The organism is Paenibacillus sp. FSL E2-0190 (genome assembly GCF_037992965.1).
Taxonomy (GTDB): Bacteria; Bacillota; Bacilli; order Paenibacillales; family Paenibacillaceae; genus Paenibacillus_AQ; species Paenibacillus_AQ odorifer.
Genome location: NZ_CP150306.1, coordinates 3,612,187 through 3,632,607 on the forward strand (window position 1 = coordinate 3,612,187; position 20,421 = coordinate 3,632,607).

The 20,421-nt window shown below is 42.3% G+C and carries 15 protein-coding genes; 13 read left to right on the forward strand and 2 right to left on the reverse strand.

Annotated features, from left to right (window positions below):
* Positions 1 to 122 precede the first annotated feature (122 nt).
* A complete protein-coding gene (locus NST25_RS15700) occupies positions 123 to 2,144 on the reverse strand; it encodes a DUF5054 domain-containing protein (protein WP_340391760.1) in 2,022 nt (673 codons plus the stop codon).
* 117 nt (positions 2,145 to 2,261) lie between these two features.
* On the opposite strand from NST25_RS15700, the gene NST25_RS15705 reads away from it, so the two are divergent.
* The 4 genes from NST25_RS15705 to NST25_RS15720 all read left to right on the forward strand — a co-directional run bounded on the left by NST25_RS15705 (position 2,262) and on the right by NST25_RS15720 (position 6,144).
* Positions 2,262 to 3,143, forward strand: coding sequence for an AraC family transcriptional regulator (locus NST25_RS15705; protein ID WP_339187094.1), 882 nt, complete (start codon positions 2,262 to 2,264; stop codon positions 3,141 to 3,143).
* Between the two features lie 397 nt (positions 3,144 to 3,540).
* Positions 3,541 to 4,416 (forward strand): stalk domain-containing protein, encoded by an 876-nt coding sequence (locus NST25_RS15710; RefSeq protein ID WP_340391761.1) that lies wholly within the window; start codon positions 3,541 to 3,543, stop codon positions 4,414 to 4,416.
* A gap of 224 nt (positions 4,417 to 4,640) precedes the next feature.
* The gene (locus NST25_RS15715) at positions 4,641 to 5,234 is read left to right on the forward strand and encodes an RNA polymerase sigma factor (protein WP_340391762.1); all 594 of its coding nucleotides are present in this window, start codon (positions 4,641 to 4,643) and stop codon (positions 5,232 to 5,234) included.
* A gap of 85 nt (positions 5,235 to 5,319) precedes the next feature.
* The gene (locus NST25_RS15720) at positions 5,320 to 6,144 is read left to right on the forward strand and encodes a hypothetical protein (RefSeq protein ID WP_076190278.1); all 825 of its coding nucleotides are present in this window, start codon (positions 5,320 to 5,322) and stop codon (positions 6,142 to 6,144) included.
* A 202-nt stretch (positions 6,145 to 6,346) separates the two neighbouring features.
* Here NST25_RS15720 and NST25_RS15725 read toward each other — a convergent pair whose 3' ends face one another.
* Entirely contained in the window at positions 6,347 to 7,369 is a 1,023-nt protein-coding gene (locus NST25_RS15725; protein WP_340391763.1) for an MBL fold metallo-hydrolase, read from the reverse strand.
* A 166-nt stretch (positions 7,370 to 7,535) separates the two neighbouring features.
* Here NST25_RS15725 and NST25_RS15730 point away from each other — a divergent pair, with 166 nt between their 5' ends.
* The 9 genes from NST25_RS15730 (at position 7,536) to NST25_RS15770 (ending at position 20,258) form a co-directional block, all read left to right on the forward strand.
* Positions 7,536 to 8,546 (forward strand): fumarylacetoacetate hydrolase family protein, encoded by a 1,011-nt coding sequence (locus tag NST25_RS15730; RefSeq protein ID WP_339281051.1) that lies wholly within the window; start codon positions 7,536 to 7,538, stop codon positions 8,544 to 8,546.
* 91 nt (positions 8,547 to 8,637) lie between these two features.
* Positions 8,638 to 9,219, forward strand: coding sequence for a TetR/AcrR family transcriptional regulator (locus NST25_RS15735; protein WP_339281052.1), 582 nt, complete (start codon positions 8,638 to 8,640; stop codon positions 9,217 to 9,219).
* Positions 9,220 to 9,680: 461 nt separating this feature from the next.
* The gene (locus NST25_RS15740; protein ID WP_036677080.1) at positions 9,681 to 10,628 is read left to right on the forward strand and encodes an ABC transporter permease subunit; all 948 of its coding nucleotides are present in this window, start codon (positions 9,681 to 9,683) and stop codon (positions 10,626 to 10,628) included.
* A gap of 13 nt (positions 10,629 to 10,641) precedes the next feature.
* On the forward strand, positions 10,642 to 11,511 hold the full coding sequence (locus NST25_RS15745) for a carbohydrate ABC transporter permease (RefSeq protein WP_036677077.1): 870 nt from the start codon (positions 10,642 to 10,644) through the stop codon (positions 11,509 to 11,511).
* Between the two features lie 66 nt (positions 11,512 to 11,577).
* Positions 11,578 to 13,164 carry an extracellular solute-binding protein gene (locus NST25_RS15750; protein ID WP_076190275.1) on the forward strand — a complete coding sequence of 529 codons (1,587 nt, stop codon included), beginning with the start codon at positions 11,578 to 11,580 and terminating at the stop codon, positions 13,162 to 13,164.
* 190 nt (positions 13,165 to 13,354) lie between these two features.
* On the forward strand, positions 13,355 to 15,094 hold the full coding sequence (locus NST25_RS15755) for a histidine kinase (RefSeq protein ID WP_076217656.1): 1,740 nt from the start codon (positions 13,355 to 13,357) through the stop codon (positions 15,092 to 15,094).
* Positions 15,091 to 16,716 carry a response regulator gene (locus NST25_RS15760; protein ID WP_340391764.1) on the forward strand — a complete coding sequence of 542 codons (1,626 nt, stop codon included), beginning with the start codon at positions 15,091 to 15,093 and terminating at the stop codon, positions 16,714 to 16,716. Before NST25_RS15755 ends, NST25_RS15760 begins: the two co-directional genes overlap by 4 nt.
* Positions 16,717 to 16,800: 84 nt before the next feature.
* Positions 16,801 to 19,032, forward strand: a complete 2,232-nt coding sequence (locus NST25_RS15765) for an FAD-dependent oxidoreductase (protein WP_339810212.1) — start codon at positions 16,801 to 16,803, stop codon at positions 19,030 to 19,032.
* Positions 19,033 to 19,049: 17 nt separating this feature from the next.
* Positions 19,050 to 20,258: a GDSL-type esterase/lipase family protein gene (locus NST25_RS15770; RefSeq protein ID WP_339810210.1), complete on the forward strand. Its 1,209-nt coding sequence runs from the start codon at positions 19,050 to 19,052 to the stop codon at positions 20,256 to 20,258.
* Positions 20,259 to 20,421 lie beyond the last annotated feature (163 nt).

Sequence of the window (20,421 nt, forward strand, 5' to 3'; positions counted from 1 at the left end):
TCGAATCGAGATATAAACGAAGGGAAATTATATATGTGATTGAAAATACAGCTTGAAGCGGAACAAAGCATCTTCTTCATACCATGCTTGGAAGTTCGTTCCCCATACATTGTTATGCAAATTCACATGCATACCTCCGGTAAGCGGAGCAAAAGTATGATCAAACTGAAGCAAGCGTGGCTTTCAGGACAGATAAGTGCAGCATCCAACGTATCGATTTGCACTTTTCCATCTGCTGCTGCATAGTACATCCCTTGCTGAACCGCATGCATGTTGAGATTTCCACCTTGAACGACATCCAAAGGTGAGATGAGTTGTCCGATTTTGTCCAGCTTCCATTGATTTGGATTGTTCACGATCGGATTAAAGCTCATCCAAGAAGCTTCAGGAAGGCGATAGGCATCTTTGTCAAACCACTGCAGCTTGCATTCCACTGTATGCGTATGTTTTTTAAAGACATACTCAAGCGTTAATTCCCGTGGAGCGCCCATACGCTCACATGCCGCTCTCGGCATACGTAGGTTTGCAAGCACGACATCTTGCTCTTCACAAAAGACAGCCTGCAAAGACTGAAGCCTTGGTGTCATAACTTCATGTGCTATCCACTCGTGGGTTAAGTCCATCCCTGGTTTCCCAAAATCTCCGGTTGCCCACACATGCGTATGTCTCCATCTGAGATGATATTCACGATACCATCGGTCATAATCGGCCTGCGAATAAGTTTCGTAGGAGAATAAACCAATTTGATTTTTTGGACCGGCCCATGCCCGACCGCGAGCATCTTTCAGTCCGACAATTGCGCCACTATCCTCAAACACAACCTCAAAATCTCCTAATACATAAGGCTGGTCACTTGATAAGATAGTTGCATCCGTTAGAGTGCTACGAGATGGTTTCAACGCGAGCAGGGCAACTTCGGCTTTCTCTTGTCGTTCAGGTTGAAGTGCTTGGATTGCTTGTTTCAAGTATTCACGCTGTTCCTGCCAAGACTTCTCTATAAGACTAAAGGAACGTGCATTCAGCTTGGCATCGGCTTCCTCACCAAACATTTCAATCATTTCAGCGCGGGAGTTCATTTCGTAGAACCGATATTCCAGCGGGTTTAAGTTGATATCGACCTTATCGCGTATGCGTGCTTCTTGGAAGTCATCTTTACCATAGTGGATATAATCTGCAAGATATCTTTTGATATCTACACCCCACGTATGCTCAGGAATCATAATTAACTCATCACAGAAATTGCGATATTCTTCATCGCTGTCTGTTAACGCCCCTTCTTGCAGCCACTTACTCTTCAAGCGTAGCAATTCTCGGTAACATGCTAATTTGTAAGGGTCGGTGGAAGAACCGTGAATCCAGCTGTCGCCGATTTCTTCTTCTACGACAGTTAAGGTATTACGAATAGCCCATACCTTTTCGGCATACTGGTCTAATGTGGAAGCTTGTATCACTGCCTGCGGATAAGCTTCTCGCAGCTTGGCGAACTCAGCTTCAATCTGCTGCACCGTAGAAGGGCCATGATTATCATGGGTATGCGCGAAGTAAAGGATATCGTTCAAACTTTCGATGTCAAAGGTTGTGCCGTAATCTTTGCTGTAGTGGACAACAATTTCAGATCCGTCCGTATTTCGCCATAAGAACATTTCAGGAACGTTAGGAACATTGCTGGAAGGGTTAACGCCTAAGTGCAAATACTTTAGATCAGCCTTTGCCATATGCGTGATTAACGAGCGTGTATGACCGGGAACGTCCGTCATTTTGGCTGCGATCGTACGCTTGCCAAATCGCTCATCAAGTCGCGTCGCCATTTGAATGCCATAGTCAAGCAATTCGCGATCATATAACTCGGTATATGTGGTGAAAGGAAGACCATGCCATCTTAAATAATCCTTTGCAATCGCTTCTTCGACTTGTTGTCTTACTTCGTCGGAACCGTGCTTTAATAGATGATGGATTAACCATGAGCCCGTTGTCCAGATAAAGGAACCTTTCTCCGGGTTCTCGGCAAAATATTTCGCTGTTTGAATCGCACTTGGAAAAAATCGCCTCATATATCGGTCCGTCACATTTTTCGCGAAATCCGTGTAGCCAATATCCAAGTGTGTTTTGAATATAACGTGAATGTGTGTTGCGCTCTGATTCAAGTTCATCGCTCCTTCCTCATAATCACGATTTCAGTGTATAGCAATTTATCTCATTTGACTTTTCGATTTATATTGAATAGGATCAGAAACAAATCATGCAGAGGTGGAGTATAGATTGTGGCGAATTATATCAAAAATGAACGGTGGGTATATGTCATAGAGGGAGAGAATGGCAACTCGGCTCGAGTAAAGGATTTATTGTTAATGGGGTATGACCATTTTAGCAAAGCGATGCCTTTAACGAATCATGTGCATGAGGATGCATACGAATTCGTCTATGTTGATCAGGGGGCTGTCGACTGGGAGATCGGAGACGAAACATACCATACGAATGCCCAGCAAGTTATACATACAAGTCCGGGGGAGCGGCACCGTGCCAAATTTGATTATATTGGTCCATCCACCATTTGGTGGATGATTATTCGCGACCCAGCCCGAAACAAGGAATGGTTCGGGCTTCAAGAGGAGGAGCGTCAGATCTTCGTTAATTGGATGCAGAACTGTCCACGCATTCAATTGGTCAGCAAGGACGTTGTCGTCTATTTCAAACAATTGAAGCAGCTTCTACAGAACCAGAGTACGGTACTGCTGGAATTTCAACTTCGGCATTATGTCATGGAAATTTTGCTGCATCTATTTCATCATTCGCAGCTTGTTGTGCATTCCCCAAACATGCATACCTACACGCAGCAGCTGAAGGACAGACTTCAGCAGAATCCATCTGCTCGTTATTCAATTGAACAGCTTGCAAAGGAGTTCGGGTTGAGTGAGTCGCATTTCTATCGTGTGTTCCGAGAGACGAATGGACAATCGCCTATAGTGTATATGGAACGAGTTCGTATAGATTGTGCAAGCCAGATGCTGAAGGAATCGAAGATGTCCATCACGGATATTGCCATGGAACTTGGATTTAAGACAAGTCAGCATTTTGCTACAGTATTTAAAAAAATGATAGGGGTGACACCGAAGGCCTGGAGAAAGCAGAATATGCAGCGATGAATTTGGTATTGAAATTTTGAAAACACTCGTCATATAACGGAGTGGTCATATGAACTTAAAGATTGATCGGCAGGACTTGATGAACAGGTTTATTCTCGAACGCCGGCCCGGACAGTGCTTCTCAACTAGCGCATTGGATGTACTTAAATCTTTCAAGTCAAATAAAGCGCTTAAAGCTTTCGGCAATTTGTTGATGTTTCTACGGACGCGATTCTGAGATACAGCATCGCTTACGCTACAGCTCATTAATAGTATGGAAGTTTCTCTAGATTCGTTGCATGTAATAGTGTATAAATATTGGATAAACTTATAACAATTTGGGTATTCAAACAACTCAAACAAAATAAGAAAGGAAAACTTCTATTATTAAGATAAATCTATTATGGGAGGTTTTATTATGAAGAAAAAATTGATGATTTCCTTATTTGCCTCAGCTTTACTTGTGCTTCCAGTAATACCGGTGCATAGCTTTGCAGCGGATACATCCAAACCTACGATCATAAATAACGGCCAAATTAACAACGGTCGAGTTCTCATTCCGTTACGAGCTGTTTCAGAAAATTTAGGCGCAAGTGTGGAATGGTTTCAAACGGAGAAAGAAGTAAAGATTAAAAATGGAGACTCGACCCTCTGGCTTGCTGCAAATTTCAAACGCGCAATTATTGAATCACCACCGACTACAGATAACCCGGATATTCCGCACCGGGAATATATTGATATAGATACTGCCACGCAGGTCATTAAAGGAACAACCTATGTTCCGCTACGCTTTGTCGGTCAATCGCTAGGTGCAAATGTCTTATGGAACCAACAGTCTAAGCAGGCGACCATAACATTGGGGGGTAAGGAACTCGTAGTCAACATGGAGCAACAACCTATTCAAATCTCTGATAAGCAGAAAATTATGGATCCACGGTTAAAACAACTCTCCGATAAATTAAATCAAGCAGCTGATATCTCTTCAATTAAAAATATTAGTTCCTACTTCAAACCGTACTTTACCGATAAATTAATTAAGTCTATCGTTCAAAATAAAGGCTTGAATACAGCTAGTACCTATGAATCGCCTGCCTCGTCGCCAGTATACATTAACAAGACTTTAGCCACGCTTGCGCAATCGGTTATATTGGCAAATGGTCTAACAGGAGAAGATCAATATGCCGAGGATCGTACGATCACTCTCGTATTTACGAATGGTGTATGGAAGGTTGATAGCGTCAGCAAGGGGTTGAGGGTACTAATCTCAGGGTTCTCAGATTTTCAACCTCAATAATTATTCATAGGCTCCTGATATTTGAGTAAGAAAAACAAAGAAAGCCCTCACAAGAAGGGCTTCTTTGTTATGTTTATTAATATTAAAGTTTGAAAAGCAATATGTGCCAGGGGAGATGCTAAAAAACGAGGGGTTAATAAAGAAGATTTATTCTTGAGATTTTTATTGCAGTCACATTTTAGGTTGAGCTCTTCGTTGTATAGAGTGAAAGGGGGGGAGACAGCTTGAATGATACGGAGTTAAATCAGATCATTGCAGATGTGTTGGATGGGAACACAGAACAATTCGAGAAAATCATGGAGATTTATCAAAAGCCGATTTTTCTCTACTGTTATCACATGCTGGGCAATTATGCCGAAGCCGAGGAAAACGCACAGGAGGTATTTTTGAAGACCTTCAGCACCTTGAAAAAATATACCCAATATCAGATGGATTTTGGTGCCTGGGTATACAAGATTGCCTACCATCAATGTATCGACATCATCCGTAAGCGAAAGTTGGTGAAATATTTGCCTTTCTTTTACCAAGATGAGAAAGAAAATAATGAAGTCGATTTGCATATTGAAGCCAACTATTTTGATGAATCCGTACATCAAGCCATGGCAAAATTATCGGCGGAAGAGCGTAATTTGTTAATCTTACGTTGTGTCGAGGATAAAAGCTACCAGGAGATCGGATTGATTCTCGGCAAAAACAGTGCCAGCCTTCGTAAAAAGTACGAACGTGCATCTGCAAAATTTCGAAAGTATTATGCTCAAGTGAAGGGAGTGGGAGTGTATGAATATGGACAGGGATCGGGATTTGAAAAGACTGTTTGATGACCCGAGCATTCCCGACGCCGACTTGACAGGAAAAGTAATGAGAATATTACATGCTAAGCCAAAAGAAAAGGAGAGGTTTTTTATGAAATATAAAGTTGTTTTGACTGCGTGTGTAGGGATGATGTTAATGGCCTCCACAGGTTATGCGGCAGTTCAATATCATTCTTTGACGAATAAGGATGGCGAAGTCGTATATGAGACTAAATCGACGAAAGATTACGGAAAAACAGAATCGAAAGATGAGATAGAGCGTTACAAGGCATTTTATGAACTTAAGGATAAGGTGCTAAAGAACGGGGAAGCTGGGCTGTTCTATATGGTTGCCAATAATCCGAATCATGAAACAATTCTTGGAACGAAGGTGACTATCTTCCAAGATCTTTCTCAATTGAGAGATAAGATTACGGATAAATCCATTAAGATCGCAGACAAAGTCAATGGAAATTATACATTCCAAAAGGCGGACGTAATCTTTAAAAATGCTCAGGAAGTGAATCCTCCTTCTTCGGAAGAAAAAAAGAAAATGGCAGAAAAGCTGAGAAGGCAGGCGGAAGAATCCAATCAGGGATATGCCATGATGCCGGTTGAAATGACAGATCAGTTTTTCCTTCTCTTTGCTACGTATCAAAATGGCGAAGATAAAATCGGGGTTAATATCACTAATCTGAGTGGAAAGAGCGATCCTACAATGTATATTGACGAGAAGGTTGAATTTAAGCAGGAGAAGGTTCAAGTGAAGGGAGTAGAAATGCTGCATACAGAATTTGCTCCTTCGCAGACGCACGAGCTGAAATGGGTATACGAGAGCCCAGACAAAAAGGTGAAATACGCCTATACTTTACGTGGAGACATAAATAAAGTAAGCAAAGAAACTTTGATGAAAATTGCAAAAGGCTATTTGGAATAATAAATATTAAAAACAACGGGAATCTTCTCCCATCCAATTGGGGGGATTCCCCTCTAGTAAACCATAGTCCTTCTTCATTTTTTATCATAATCGTTTCTAAGCACCGATTTTAATTCCGTGGAACAATGCAAAAGAACGGCCGCTGTTCGCATCATTTGCGACAGGGCCGTTTTTTTGTTTTTCATAGGTTAGCTGTAAATTGCTATTCTTGCCAAACACTCATAGGGTCCCATGGCTTGATCTGATTGTCATATTTTCCAGCCAAAAAAGCTTTCATGTCTTCCAGCTTAGCAGGCACCTCATTCCAAACTGGATGGGGTGGTAACCCTCGTTTGCTTTTCAATAGGATATCCACTGTAACATACAAGCGTTCTGGCTGAATCCAATGAAGGAAGCGGGAAATATCCATTTGCTTGGTCAGGGACAAGGAATCGATTTCGTCATTGTAATGCTTGTTGAACTCGCTGATCAGGTTCAAGAGGTAGTCTCTCTGCTCCTTCACGAAATCCAAGCCGCAAATGGCGCCATGCCCTGGAACAACGATTTCGGGTTTAATTTCATCAATAATGCGATCAAGCACTTTAACCCAATTGAGGGTTCCCTCTTCGCTGTATGCCGTACAACCATTAAACACGACATCGCCAGCGAACAGCACTTTTTCTTTTGGCATCCACAACAGTAAGTCACTATCAGAGTGGGCTGGAGCTACGTTGTGAATCATAACTTCTGTATCACCAAGACGGATGTTGATATCGTCCTTTATCTCAATATTCGGGAGCACCCATTCTACGCCTTCCAGGTCAAATCCTTCAAATTCCGCTGCAAAAAACCGTTCGCCCGGAGTCGATTCCGAAGAATTTTTTCCTCTTCTGATGACGCTGTCCATCCAAGCGATATTTTCGGTGAGACGCTCTCTGGAGGCTTCCTTGTGCATAATAATACAAGCATCTTCAAACACTTTGTTTCCCCAGGCATGGTCGCTGTTATAGTGCGAGTTCACCACATATGCGGGAGAGCCGCCATTGCTTACTTCCATAAAAGCCTCCCGCATTTCCCGCGCATGGAACAAATCGAAAAACGTGTCATACACCAACCCGTCACCCTTGTTGATGAATCCGGCATTGGCCCAACTGATCCCGCGATACGGCGAAATACCGGCAAAAACGCCATCTGCGACTTCAATAAATTTAACGCGAGGTTTTTGGATAATACGTCCATACTTCATGAAAATTCTCCTTTTTCGTATATGTTTTTGGGGTAAGGGATACTGACTATGGCTTTATTATAGAGAACGGAAAACATAAATGCAAGCATGTACTTGCATGCATTTATGCTGTACGATATGATAGTAACAGAACAACATCACACTACATGTATGGAGGCGCTGTAACATGAAGCTAGTAACCTTTCAAACCAAAATATCCCAGGAACCTTTGTTTGGGCTTGTAATTAACAAGAAATTTGTCGTGTCTTTTGCCGCAATCATGAAAAAGCAGGGAACATTCGTTGACAGTCTTGAAAGTATGGACAGCTATCTTCATTATTTGCCGGCAAGTTATGATGCCGCTAAGGAATTGATGCAATATGCTGTCGAACAGTCGCATCAATTTAATGAAAATGAAATTTGCCCGATTGTAGCGGTAAAACTGCTGCCGCCAGTTCCAAATCCGGCTGCGCTTATCGATTTCGGGCTGACGCCAAGACATCTGAGAAATGCTGGCGTAAATCTGCTGCAAAGAGAATATACAGGGCCGGAAAGAGAAGAGCTTAAACAAAAAATCACTGAAAAATTCCAGCAAGATCCGAATAAAGTAACTTTCAGTTATTACAAATGTAACCATAATGCATTAATTGGCGATGGAGATACGATTCATTGGCCTTCGTATTCTTCCTACCTGGATATTGAGCCGGAGCTGGCCTTTGTTACAGGGATGGAGAACTGCATTGCAGGTTATGTTATTTTTAATGACAGTACTGTCCGCGATGTGCAATGGCCGGATTTCCAGGGGCTGACCGGACCGACGCGCTGCAAAGATTTTGATCGCAGCAAAGGCATAGGGCCATTTCTGGTTACGCCGGATGAAATCGACAATCCGCTGGTACTGGATGTGAATGTATGCATCGGGGAGAGACTGCACTGGAAGGGGAGCACATCCGAGTATTCTGCACACCCTGCAAAAGTGATGGAGGAGGTTCTCAAAGTTTTCACGCCGCTCCCGGGCACGATTATAGGAATGGGGACGATACCGGATTGCTGCGCAATCGAGACCGAAGAATGGCTGTTGCCCTCTGACCGAATCCAGATTACATTTGATAAATTAGGCACGCTCACGCAATTGGTGCCTGATCATGTCAAGATTACGGAACCAAGCCGCTGGGAAAAAAGAAGCGATTTGCCTTAAAAAACGTTTATCAAAATGATGAACCCCGACCCTGCTGCATATGCAAAACTTGTAGTAGAATAGGATTAACATATGCAAAAGGAGAAATACAATGCAAACTTCAGACAGAATCATTGAAGCCGCGACACAGCTCATCAAAAAGAATGGCTATAGAGGAGTAAGCACCAAAGCCATTGCAACGGAAGCTAAAGTCAATGAATCTACGATTTTTCGGCAATTTGGAAGCAAGCAAGGCATATTGGAAGCCATCATTGAAAGACATTCGGATATTCCGCAATTTGAGAAGCTGTTAAAAGAGGAAGCGACCGATAATCCGGAAGTCGATCTGCTGAATGTAAGTCAGCAGTACCGTTTATTTTTCCATAAAAATGCGGACATCATTTTGATTGGCATCCGCGACAAAGGAATGCTTCCCGAATTAGACAGAGTGCTCGCCGATCCGCCGGCGAAGCTTCACTCCTTGCTGGTTGAATATTTTGAACGCTTGCAGAAGAAAAAAGTTATCGCCAGACAGGATGAGCGTCTTGTCGCAATGTCTTTTCTCGCGATGTGCTACGGATTTCAGATGAGCGAGCTGATTCACCGGCAATATCAATCCCAATTCGTCACCGAGGAAGAGTTCTACAAGCATAGTGTCTCATTGTTTGTTAAAGGAATTTTAGCCCAGTCATAAGCATTATTGATTTATCCCATTCATCTAATGGAAGAGCATGCAGCGAGGGTTGATGATGTGGTAATTATTAAGCATGGAACAATCGTTGCAGATGGAACATTGGAGAAGTAAAAGGTAACCCTTCCATGATGGAGGATACCTTTTTTTGCTCATGAATGTAGTTTTTAGTAATGGAAAATAAAATACGTGGATGCATTATATAAAAAACATGACTCATTAAATTAAGCCCAATTTTTTCTAGGGCTTTTTTTGTTTGGGTCCTCAGGATTGTATTTGGTCTATACTCAAACTTTCGAGCCAGAGTTATTGTACAGCTTTAAATCAAGACAATCATGCCTATTGCATTGGAATTATCCAGGGCTGTACTTACTTAATATCTTATAAGAAATTCTTGAAATTACAGAAATTTATCCAATAGGGGGATGCTATTATACAAATACAAATAAAGACGAGGTGATGATATGCAAGCAAAATTGGCAGCGGACGCCATTCCCCTCCCCAAAAAGCGGAACTCATGGATAAGGACGATAAAAAAGTATAAAGTGATGTACGCTCTCTTGTTCCCGGCATTAGTTTACTTTGCCGTATTCAAATACATTCCTATGGCGGGAATCATTATTGCCTTTAAAAACTATAATCTGGCTTTGGGACTATGGGATAGCCCATGGGTGGGATTTAGAAATTTTACAGATTTTATGAACGGCGTTTATTTCTGGGACATCATGAGAAATACGATTATCATATCCCTGTATAAGCTGTTGTTCGGTTTCTCAGCTCCTATCATACTTGCTTTGCTGCTCAATGAAGTTTATACCCAATGGTTTAAGAAAATCGTACAAACGATCACTTATTTACCCCACTTTCTATCATGGGTCATTGTTTATGGAATGATGGTGGCATTATTAGCCCCAGGGGATGGTCTTTTTAACATGATATTGAAGGAAACTGGAGTTGAACCCATCTCATTCCTAACGGAACCTGCCTGGGGCAGACTGCTGATCATCTTATCTGAAATATGGAAGGATATTGGATGGGGAGCGATATTGTACCTTGCAGCATTAGCAGGAATCGATCCAAGCTTATATGAAGCGGCTAGAATTGATGGCGCTTCCAAGTGGAGACAGCTATGGCATGTAACACTTCCCGGCATTCGAGGCGTGATGATTCTGATGCTGATCCTTAAATTAAGCCATATTCTGGATGCTGGTTTTGACCAAATATTCATGTTTGCCAACAGCTTTAATCAGGAGAAGATCGACATTATCGACACATGGGTATACCGTGAAGGGCTCGAGCGACTTAAGATTGGCTTGGCTACTGCTGTGGGATTATTTAAAGCGGTCATCGGATTTGTTTTAGTGTTGGCAGCGAATAAGCTCGCCAAAAAATTCGATGGGCAAATTTGGTGAGGTGGTTATCAAAATGATCAATTTGACAATCGGAGAAAAGGTCTGGCAAGCATTCGTTTATTTTATTCTTATTTTGCTAGCTCTACTTTGCTTACTACCCTTTCTATATGTGGTTGCTGTTTCAGTAACGCCAGAATCGGAAGTGCTAAGAAGAGGAATTGTTATTATACCAGAAACCTTTACCTTTCTAGCCTATAAAGAAGTATTCATTTCTCATGGTATTGGGCAGGCGTATAAAATCACATTGTTTCGAACGATTGTAGGCACTGCTCTCAATGTGTTCTTTACGGTAATCGCGGCATATCCGTTATCCAAAAAATATTTGCCGGGTCGCAGCCCATTTTTACTATTCATTGTCTTTACCATGATGTTTGGGGGAGGATTAATTCCGACTTATTTACTAGTCCGCTCTCTGGGATTGCTAAACAGTCCGTGGGTATTGATCATTCCAAATCTCATTAGTGCATTTAATCTGGTGATCATTAAAGGCTTTTTCGAGCAATTGCCTGCTGAAATCGAGGAATCAGCGAGGGTAGACGGTGCAAGTGAACTTCAGTCGTTATGGCGGATCATTTTACCTCTGTCCTTGCCCGTCCTTTCCACAATTTCTTTATTTTACGCAGTCGGGCATTGGAACAGTTACTTCGATGCTATTGTTTATATCAATGATTCCAACTTAATGCCGCTTCAAGTGATCTTGCGCAACATCCTGCTTAACGTCGCAACACAAAGTGCTGATTCGCTTGCCAATACCGGAGCTGTTAGTACGTTCGCTATACAAATGGCAGCAGTTGTCGTAACTACAGTTCCGATTTTGATCGTTTACCCATTTATGCAAAAGCATTTTACCAAAGGTGTGCTCTTGGGATCGGTTAAAGGTTAAAAAGATATTCCAACCTGAGTTGTTACGGGGAAACCGTGATAATATAGAAGCAAAGGAGAGGTCATTATGCAACGTAAAGCGATTACATTTGCTATTCTGACAGCAATGGTCGGTGTGGGAACAGTATTGTCAGGCTGTGGGGAACAAAAAGAGGTTACATCGACAGCTTCGGGTAATTCACAAGGCCAGTCTAGTCCCTTTGAAACCAAATTGAAAATTTCGATGTTTAACCAAGGAACTTTCAATGCTGCTGCTCCGATTCCTCCCCGTGAAGAAGATATCCAACGCCAAATGTTGGAGAAAGCAGTAAATATCGACTTGGAAATGATGATTCCTCAATCAGGGCAAGCAACGACTAAATTAAATACGCTCATTGCTGGCGGAGATATTCCAGATTTGATCTTTTTAAAGAGCCGGGCTGATCTCGCGCAATATTATGACCAAGGCGTTCTTGCGGATTTGACACCGTATCTGGATCAATTCCCTGAACTGCAGAAACGTTTTAGCAACGACTCCTGGGAGGCGATGTCCTATCAGGGAAAAACCATTGGGGTTCCAGGTTATGATAACGTAAACGGTATTAGTCGAAGCTTCTTTATCCGTAATGATTGGCTGAAAAAGCTGAATATGGAAGTGCCAACAACACCTGACGAGCTATTTGAAGTTATGAAAGCCTTTACAGAGAAAGACCCGGACGGCAATGGCAAAAATGATACGTACGGATTCATAGGCGGTATGAATAAAGAAGGCAATCTGCAAACCTATGGCTTCGATAGTTTGATGTGGATGTTTGGAGTCAATCCTCCCTCAGCCATTGATGTGAAAGACAATGAACCGGTGTTCCTGTTTACCGACCCAAAAATGAAAGAAGCGCTCGCTTATATCAATAAAATGATGGAAGCTAAAGTTGTAGATCCAGACTGGGTGACGATGAATACTCCCGATTTATTGGACCAAAAGCTATTTAAGGGTAAAGTTGGCTTTATGATAAGAGATGCCCGCAGGCTGGAACCAGATTATCAGCAAAAAATGAAAGAAATCAGTGGAGAGGTGCCGGAATGGATCGTCATTCCTCCAATGACAGGTCCTTATGGTGATCAAATTGTAGAGAGAAAATCGTTCCAAGGCAATTCATGGGCCATATCCAAGAAAGCGGATAAGGACAAAATCATTCGGATCTTGTCCATGCTGAATTATCTCTTTACCGACAAAGACGCATATCCGAATTTTGCATACGGAATTAAAGGGATTCATTGGGATTTGGTAGACGGCAAGATCAAAAATAAAACCTCCGAATTATCAAAGGAAATGAAAGAAAAGTACTTATGGGTCGATCATTATAGAATGCCGCGTCGTGGTGATGATGCTGAGTACTTCAGCTTCCAGAATCCTAAGACGGCAGAAGCTTTTGAGAACAATCAGAAATACGTGGCGGCTACGTTGCCCGGGAATTTATTGACTGAAGACCCGAACGATTCATTGGCTGCTGACCGCCAACGCTACATTAATGAAAGCTTGGTCAAATTTATGACTGGCAAAGAGCCTCTTTCGAACTGGGACAATTTCCTTAATACATTGGAAACTAAGTTTGACATGCAGAAGTATAAAGATTCAGTAATCAAGCAATTTAAAGAAGCAGGCTTAATCAAGTAAATCAAACGAAGAGAGCGGCTATAATTAGCCCCTCTCTTTATTGAAATATAAGAAAGTATAAGTTTTACTTTATACTTTATCCTTCTATTTTTCGAAGAAACGCTTATCGTCCTTAAAAAGGACGCCGAAGGCGTTTCTTCTTATCATATGCTATTATTTGTTTATTACAGATTTAAAAGGAAGATGATCGATGCGAAGAAGAATCAGCTTGCCTTTAAAACTATTTTTTATCGTGTTTGCATTTGTATTAAGCTGCATAATCTTGATAAGCCAATTGTCTTATCGTTATGTCCAAAAGGAAATAAGAACCTCTGACATTTATTACACCAACCAAATACTTGATAAGATTGATCAGTATTTCACAGTTAATTTTTCCTCCTTCCAGACGATGCTGTTCTCGGTCGAGTCATCGGTGAAAGCCAACATTGACAATCCGGACGTGATTAAAAAGCAATTAAGAGAGCTCTATGAACTCAACAGTAATTACGTCAGTAATATTTATTTGATCAAAAACGATTTATCTATTCTAGGCGGAAGTACACCTACCCGAATATTTGATGAACCTTTAGCTGAAAGAGAACCATTGTTTGATGCAGCTGACAAGAATAGAAGGATTACATTTGTCAGTGATCCTTACAAATCTAAATATTCCGGCTGGACAGTTACGATGGTCCGATATCTGAACAGTGCTCCGTTTCCTATGGCCATTGCAGTAGATTTAGATCTAAATGCCATTGAAGATACCTTGTTCAAGATTAATAAAAAAGAACAAATGAATTTGGCTCTAATCACCGCATCGGGAAAAATCATTGCCGGATTTTCGGAAAATAAAGGCCCCCTGAATGTTCAAGATCATACTTTTTCAATCGGTGAAACGTCAGCAGAAGAAATTCTGGATACTACAGAAACAAACCTTCAACTGCACACCAAGGAGGGGATTCAAGTTTCCCTTCTAAAAAAACCGACTGAAAAATTCAACTGGACCATCATCTCAATCAACGATGAATCACGCTTGAAAGCTGCTTTATCCAGATTGGAAACCTATTATATCGAGCTTCTAGCTGCTGGTTTTCTCTTAAGTCTGTTCGTTTCCTTCTTTATTGCCAAATATATAAGGAACCCGCTCTATGCACTCAAAACAAAAATGAAGCGGGTGGAGCAAGGCTCCCTCACAACTACAATATCGATTAACCGAAATGATGAGTTTGGAGATCTCTCCCGAGCATTCGATCGTATGCTGCAGCAAATTGTGGAACTGATTCGGGGAGCAGAGCTTCATAACGAACTTGAACGAAAGCTGGAAATTCAAGTGCTGCAGTCTCAAATAAACCCTCATTTTCTGTATAACACGCTTGGTTCTATCAGTAATGTCATACGACTCGGACAAATAGAGAAAGTAGATGTGGTGATCGAGTCTCTCATTTCAATATTGGAATATGGGATAGCCGACGCTTCGGAGAAGGTATCACTGCGTCAGGAATTGCAGAATGTATCAGACTATATCGCGATCCAGAACATCCGCTATAACCGAAACTTCCAATTAATCGAAAATATCGAAGCAGGGCTAATAGATTTTCCGGTTTTTCGAATGCTGTTGCAGCCCCTTGTGGAGAATAGTATCTTCCATGGTTATAACGGAGGGGGGATCGAAGGCCCTATTACTATTCATGCGTACAGGGAGGGTGGCAACGTCATCATAGAAGTAGTTGATCAGGGCGAGGGAATTCCAACTGATAAAATAAAGCATATTTTAATTTCAGAACCGGGGGATGTGGAATTGAAAAGGAAAAGAATCGGGTTAAACAATATTCATGACCGAATCAGACTTCACTACGGAGAACAGTTCGGGCTCCAAATCATAAGCATACCTAAGGAAATAACCCGGGTTCGCGCCTTATTCCCAGCAGGCTTGTTTAAAGGAGATGCATGATGATGAGAGACTACACCTGCTTCATTGTTGACGATGAAGATCTAATCATTCAGAGATTGGAATTGTTTTTTCACGAGCGCTCCCTTAGGGATAAGCGATTTCATTTAGTGGGAAAAGCGAATAATGGGCTGAAGGGGATAGAGGAGATCGTAAAGCTTAAGCCGGATATCGTAATATCTGATATCGTCATGCCGCGAATGGATGGGATTTCCATGATTGAGCAGCTAAAGCCAAAGCTTCCCCATACCCAATTCATTCTTTTGACCGCTTATTCATCCTTTGAATACGCCCAGAGAGCTATTCAAGCCAACGTATTGGAATACATTGTTAAGGTTCCGCTCAGAGATGCGGATTTGGATCGAGCTTTAGATAAGGCAGCCGGGATTTTAAATGAAGTTAAGAAAAAAGAAGCGGAATTTCAATCTTTAAACGTATCCGTGCTTGAAAATAAATATCGAGTCCGCAAGCAATTTTTTAACGAGCTTATCAGAGGCGAAATCCCTTCTCATCGGGCATCAGATTTTGCCAATCGTATGCAGTTCCATTTCTTTCAAGCCAACTATCGCTGCTTTATTGTCGAAATGAATATGTATGAAAGTTTCCGAAATGATTATTCAGCGTCTGATCAGAACATATTGAGGTATGCGATTACAAATATAATCGAAGAAACGGTGATGAATGGTGGCAGTGGTGTAGCTGCGGATCTATCCGATAATCGTTTTATTGGCTTTCTATCCTGGGAAAATAATCGTAGTGACTTGGAAACGGAATATGATTGCCAGACATTGGGGGGGCAGATCGTCTCCCATTTGCATCAATATTTGAATCAAAGGGTATCCGTCGCTTTTGGAGGTCCACACCGAGGCTGGGAATCCATCAAACAAGCTTACACGGAAGCACAAAATGTGAGTGATGATTTCTATTATCATACAGAGAAAGTAGTAAAAACACCCATGCATCGGTTCCATTACCATAATGACAGAAAAGAAGAATTTCAGCAGAAATTGGCTGATTTTCTTGCTGGGGTGAAAAGAAAGGTTTCCAAGGAAGAGCTGGAGAAAGCATTTGCTGATCTGAACCAATTTGTTACGGACCATAAAATCCATAAGTCCATCATGGCGCCTATGTTAAGAGACTTGTACAGAGACATTATTGTGAAGTTTAAATCGGGGAACAAGTTGGCCACGGAAGTAGCAGAGTTTCCCATAGAATTTTTAGCTTTTCGGGAGCAGCTTGCCTATATTGGCGACTTTACCTTCGAATATGTACACGCTGGCCAACTTTTACATCGTATAGAAATCATGAGTGCTATGCGGTTTATAGAGAAAAACCTGAAACAGCGATTAACGCTCGAGGCGATTGCCGAGGAAGTGAATTTAGCTCCATCGTATTTTAGCAGCTTATTCAAAAAAACAATGAACGAAGGCGTTATCAGCTACATCAATCGTAAAAAAATCCAATTAGCTCTCGAGCTGTTAAATGTACAGGATTATTCTATATTGGAATTGTGCGAAGAAGTTGGAATTGTGAATGAAGGTTATTTTTGCAAATTATTTAAAGAATATACGGGTGATACTCCTAAGCAATATCGGATAAAAATGACACGGTATGAATCCAATTAAGGTTGCAAAAAATGTGTGATTTTTTCGCGAAATCATGTAAAAAAAAAGGGAGCAAAAGGATTACCATGATAGAAGGATCTAATCATGGAGGTTATCAAAATGGAGCTTATTAAAGCAGATGTAACCGTCGTCGGCGGAGGTATTGCTGGGATATGCGCTGCAATTGCTGCCGCACGCCAAGGGCTGCAAGTGTCACTTATTAATGATCGACCGGTTCTTGGGGGAAATGCGAGCAGCGAGGTCAGGGTTCATATCAACGGGTCGGCTTATCTCGGAAACAGTCCATCCTATTATGCACGCGAAGGAGGGTTGGTGGAAGAACTCAAGTTGAAGATTTTCCACTATAATCCGTTATACAACAAGAAGCTGATGCTTTCGCTTTCGGATACGGTCTTGTTGGATATGGTCTATGCTGAGCCTAACATTTCTCTATTTCTGAATACATGCGTGCATGAGACGGGCATGGAGAACGGCAGAATTAAATGGGTGGATGGTCTTCAATTGGCTTCCGAAAGGAAATTTCGTTTTGAAAGCCGAACCTATATCGATTGCTCCGGAGATGGAGTTGTCGGATATCAGGCAGGTGCTCTCTTCCGATGGGGGAGAGAAGCGAAACATGAATACAAGGAAGAATTGGCTCCTGAAGTGGCGGACCATTACACCATGGGTGATACGATCCTGTTTCAAGCCCGTGACGTAGGGTATTCCGTTCCATACAAAAGACCTGGCTTTGCGTATGATATTACGAAGTTGACCTTTTTCGATAGTATCAGAAAAGGCTTAAATCATCGGGCTTTTCCAAGAAAAATCAACGGGCTTGGCGGATTGTGGTGGCTGGAATACGGTGGACATATGGATATTATCAAAAATAATGAAGACATCGCGTTGGAGCTGCGGAAATTGGTATACGGGATTTGGGATTATCTCAAAAATAGCGGTGAATTTGATGATGTAGACAATCTCATTTTGGATTATGTATGCCCGATCCCGGGAAAGCGGGAGTCGAGGCGGTTTATTGGGGATCACATGTTGTCTCAGAACGATCTCACAGCAAAGCCGCATTTCGAAGATGCTGTATCGGTCGGTGGATGGTATATGGATTTACATGCTAATAAGGGCATCTACGATGAGGGGCCGGCTACAGCTTGGAATTTCGTGCCTGGATTGTACAATATCCCTTTCCGCAGCTTATATTCACGAAATATTCCTAATCTCATGTTCGCTGGTCGCAATATAAGTGCTACCCATGTGGCTTTCGGATCTACAAGGGTTATGGCAACCTGCGGTTGTATGGGGCAGGCGGTTGGAACAGCTGCTTCGTTGTGCTCGAAATATGAGGTAGACCCTGCGGCTATAGTCGAAGCTCATATGGGGGAGCTGCAGGCGCTATTGCTTCGAGACGGACAAACCATTGTAGGCCTTCAAGAGGAATTGGATCCTTACTTCGCTGACGGATTAACTATTCGTGCCTCGTCTCAGCGCAGCTATGACAATCTTCATCCAACCGAAGAGATTTCCTTGGAGAAAGGGTTATGTTTGGTCTTGCCGATTCAGACATCCGTGGCTGAAAGCGTACGGTTTAAAATTAAAAATAGCTCCAAGCATTCGGAAACTCTACATGTGAAGCTGTTTGGCGGGGAACGGAAGGAAAACTACATTCCAACCAGCGAGTTGAGAGACTACCACTTGGTTATTGCAGCCGGTCATAACGACTGGATTACGCTAGACTTGGACTGCAAGAACCCGGCTGACGACAAAATCTACATCATATTGGAGGGCACGGCGAGCCTTGCCATATACGGTAATGAAGAGAAATTGACAGGAGCGGTCAGCTTCCACTATAGGCCGGAAGAGCCGTCCAGGCTGAAGAAATTCAATAAGAGCATTTGCTTTAAGGACCTGGTGCCAGCTCAGAATATGTATAGTCCTGAGAATGTTGTCAATGGCTACTCCAGACCTTATGGCCAACCGAATGGCTGGATTTCTGAACATTCGGAAGGACAGGAATGGTTGGAATTCTGTTTTGCAAGCCCCAAAAATCTGGACGAAATCCATCTTGTTTTTAATACGCAGCTGGATTTGGAGCATTTCAACGACCCGATTGAGTCTCTTATCCAAGATTATGATATGACCTTGACCTTAGAAGACGGAACCGAGAGGACAATCATAACTCGTGGAAATTATCTCACGTTGAATAAACATAAGATAGATGCGAACGGTGTAACCCGAATCCGGATTAATTTCTGCACAACTTATGGTTCGCCTTATTTTGAAGTGTTTGCTGTAAAATTGTTTGCTCCTAAAATCGATAAATGAGGACAGGTGAAGTCACGATGAAGGAATTATTCCCTCGTAAAGGGCTCCCCAATATAATTCAAAAATTGGAAAATGGGGATACCGTAACAATCGTCTATTTCGGCGGCAGTAATACACGTTCTGAAGGCTACAGGGTTATGACGGCGGATTGGCTTCGTAAGCAATATCCTAAGGCAGATATCCGCTCTGTGAATGCAGGCATTGATGGGACAGGATCGGATTTGGGCTGTGCCCGTTTGGAGACAGATGTACTGCGTCATCGACCTGATCTAGTATTTGTTGAATTTGTCGGTAATGATGGCGGAGATCCCGAATCCAAGGCGCGGATCGAAGGGATTGTCCGTCAGATCCGCAAGCGGAGCCGGTTTACTGATATCCTGTTCGTTTATACGCTGAAGGAGCGGGATGTGGCCTTATTTCAGTCTGGAGAATACCAGAAGGGGGCTCTAATGCAAGAGGAAGTGGCCGACTATTACGGTATTCCTTCGATTCATCTGGGCGTAGCGGTTAGTCACTTGGTGTCGGAGGGAAAACTCGTTTTCACCTCAAGGGAAGATGTGTCCATTTCCGGAGCCGTTGTTTTTACACATGATTCGATCCATCCGACTATTCCCGAAGGACATCAGATTTACACGGATACGATCACCCGGTCATTTGAGAAAATTAGAGAACTTCAGGATCATCCAGGAAGGTCAGTACATCACTTACCTCAGAATCCGTTGGTCCCGGCTAATCCTTGGGAATATGCGAGCATGCTGCCATTGGATAGTCTTACCGATTTTTCCGCAGGATGGTCTTACATGACTCCCGATGATTGTGCTTTAGTACGCGAGTACAATTGGTTGTTCCCCGGCCTGTGGCGAGCAGTCGATCCTGGAGAGGCTATTACGGTGCAGTTCGAGGGAACCCATATCGGGTTATTCGATATCGGGGGGCCTGATTCTGGCAGATTGAAGGTATCGGTGGATGGTGGGGAACCCTTTATTGTCGATCGATTCACACTACACAACGATCATAATCGTAATCAGTATGTATTCTTGCCGGAGCTCCCGAATGGGAAACATACGGTGCGCTTCGAAGTCGATACCGAAAAGACAGACAAAGCGGCTGTATTTGAGGCATGTGGCAATGAACGAAGTATTGAGCATGTTCGGCAGCATCCAGATTGGTATGATCAAACGGTGATCCAGCTTGGGAAGTTGTTATTGGTGCAGCCGCCATTATAATTAATCATAAGGTTTTCTCCAATTGAAAGACCTATATCATACTGACTGCAGTTGAGCGGCCAGTTATGATGTAGGTCTCTTTTTTAAAGGAAGACAAAGTCGTTTCTTCTTGCTTAAAATCTTATAAGAAATTCTTGAAATCAAAGAAATTTCACAGTTATGT

What these genes read in the sequence shown, in the direction of transcription:
- NST25_RS15710 (WP_340391761.1), top strand. Translation starts at nt 3,541, where the DNA reads ATGAAGAAAAAATTGATGATTTCCTTATTTGCCTCAGCTTTACTTGTG.
- NST25_RS15720 (WP_076190278.1), top strand. Translation starts at nt 5,320, where the DNA reads ATGAAATATAAAGTTGTTTTGACTGCGTGTGTAGGGATGATGTTAATG.
- NST25_RS15725 (WP_340391763.1), bottom strand. Translation starts at nt 7,369, where the DNA reads ATGAAGTATGGACGTATTATCCAAAAACCTCGCGTTAAATTTATTGAA.
- NST25_RS15730 (WP_339281051.1), top strand. Translation starts at nt 7,536, where the DNA reads ATGAAGCTAGTAACCTTTCAAACCAAAATATCCCAGGAACCTTTGTTT.
- NST25_RS15735 (WP_339281052.1), top strand. Translation starts at nt 8,638, where the DNA reads ATGCAAACTTCAGACAGAATCATTGAAGCCGCGACACAGCTCATCAAA.
- NST25_RS15740 (WP_036677080.1), top strand. Translation starts at nt 9,681, where the DNA reads ATGCAAGCAAAATTGGCAGCGGACGCCATTCCCCTCCCCAAAAAGCGG.
- NST25_RS15745 (WP_036677077.1), top strand. Translation starts at nt 10,642, where the DNA reads ATGATCAATTTGACAATCGGAGAAAAGGTCTGGCAAGCATTCGTTTAT.
- NST25_RS15750 (WP_076190275.1), top strand. Translation starts at nt 11,578, where the DNA reads ATGCAACGTAAAGCGATTACATTTGCTATTCTGACAGCAATGGTCGGT.
- NST25_RS15755 (WP_076217656.1), top strand. Translation starts at nt 13,355, where the DNA reads ATGCGAAGAAGAATCAGCTTGCCTTTAAAACTATTTTTTATCGTGTTT.
- NST25_RS15760 (WP_340391764.1), top strand. Translation starts at nt 15,091, where the DNA reads ATGATGATGAGAGACTACACCTGCTTCATTGTTGACGATGAAGATCTA.
- NST25_RS15765 (WP_339810212.1), top strand. Translation starts at nt 16,801, where the DNA reads ATGGAGGTTATCAAAATGGAGCTTATTAAAGCAGATGTAACCGTCGTC.
- NST25_RS15770 (WP_339810210.1), top strand. Translation starts at nt 19,050, where the DNA reads ATGAAGGAATTATTCCCTCGTAAAGGGCTCCCCAATATAATTCAAAAA.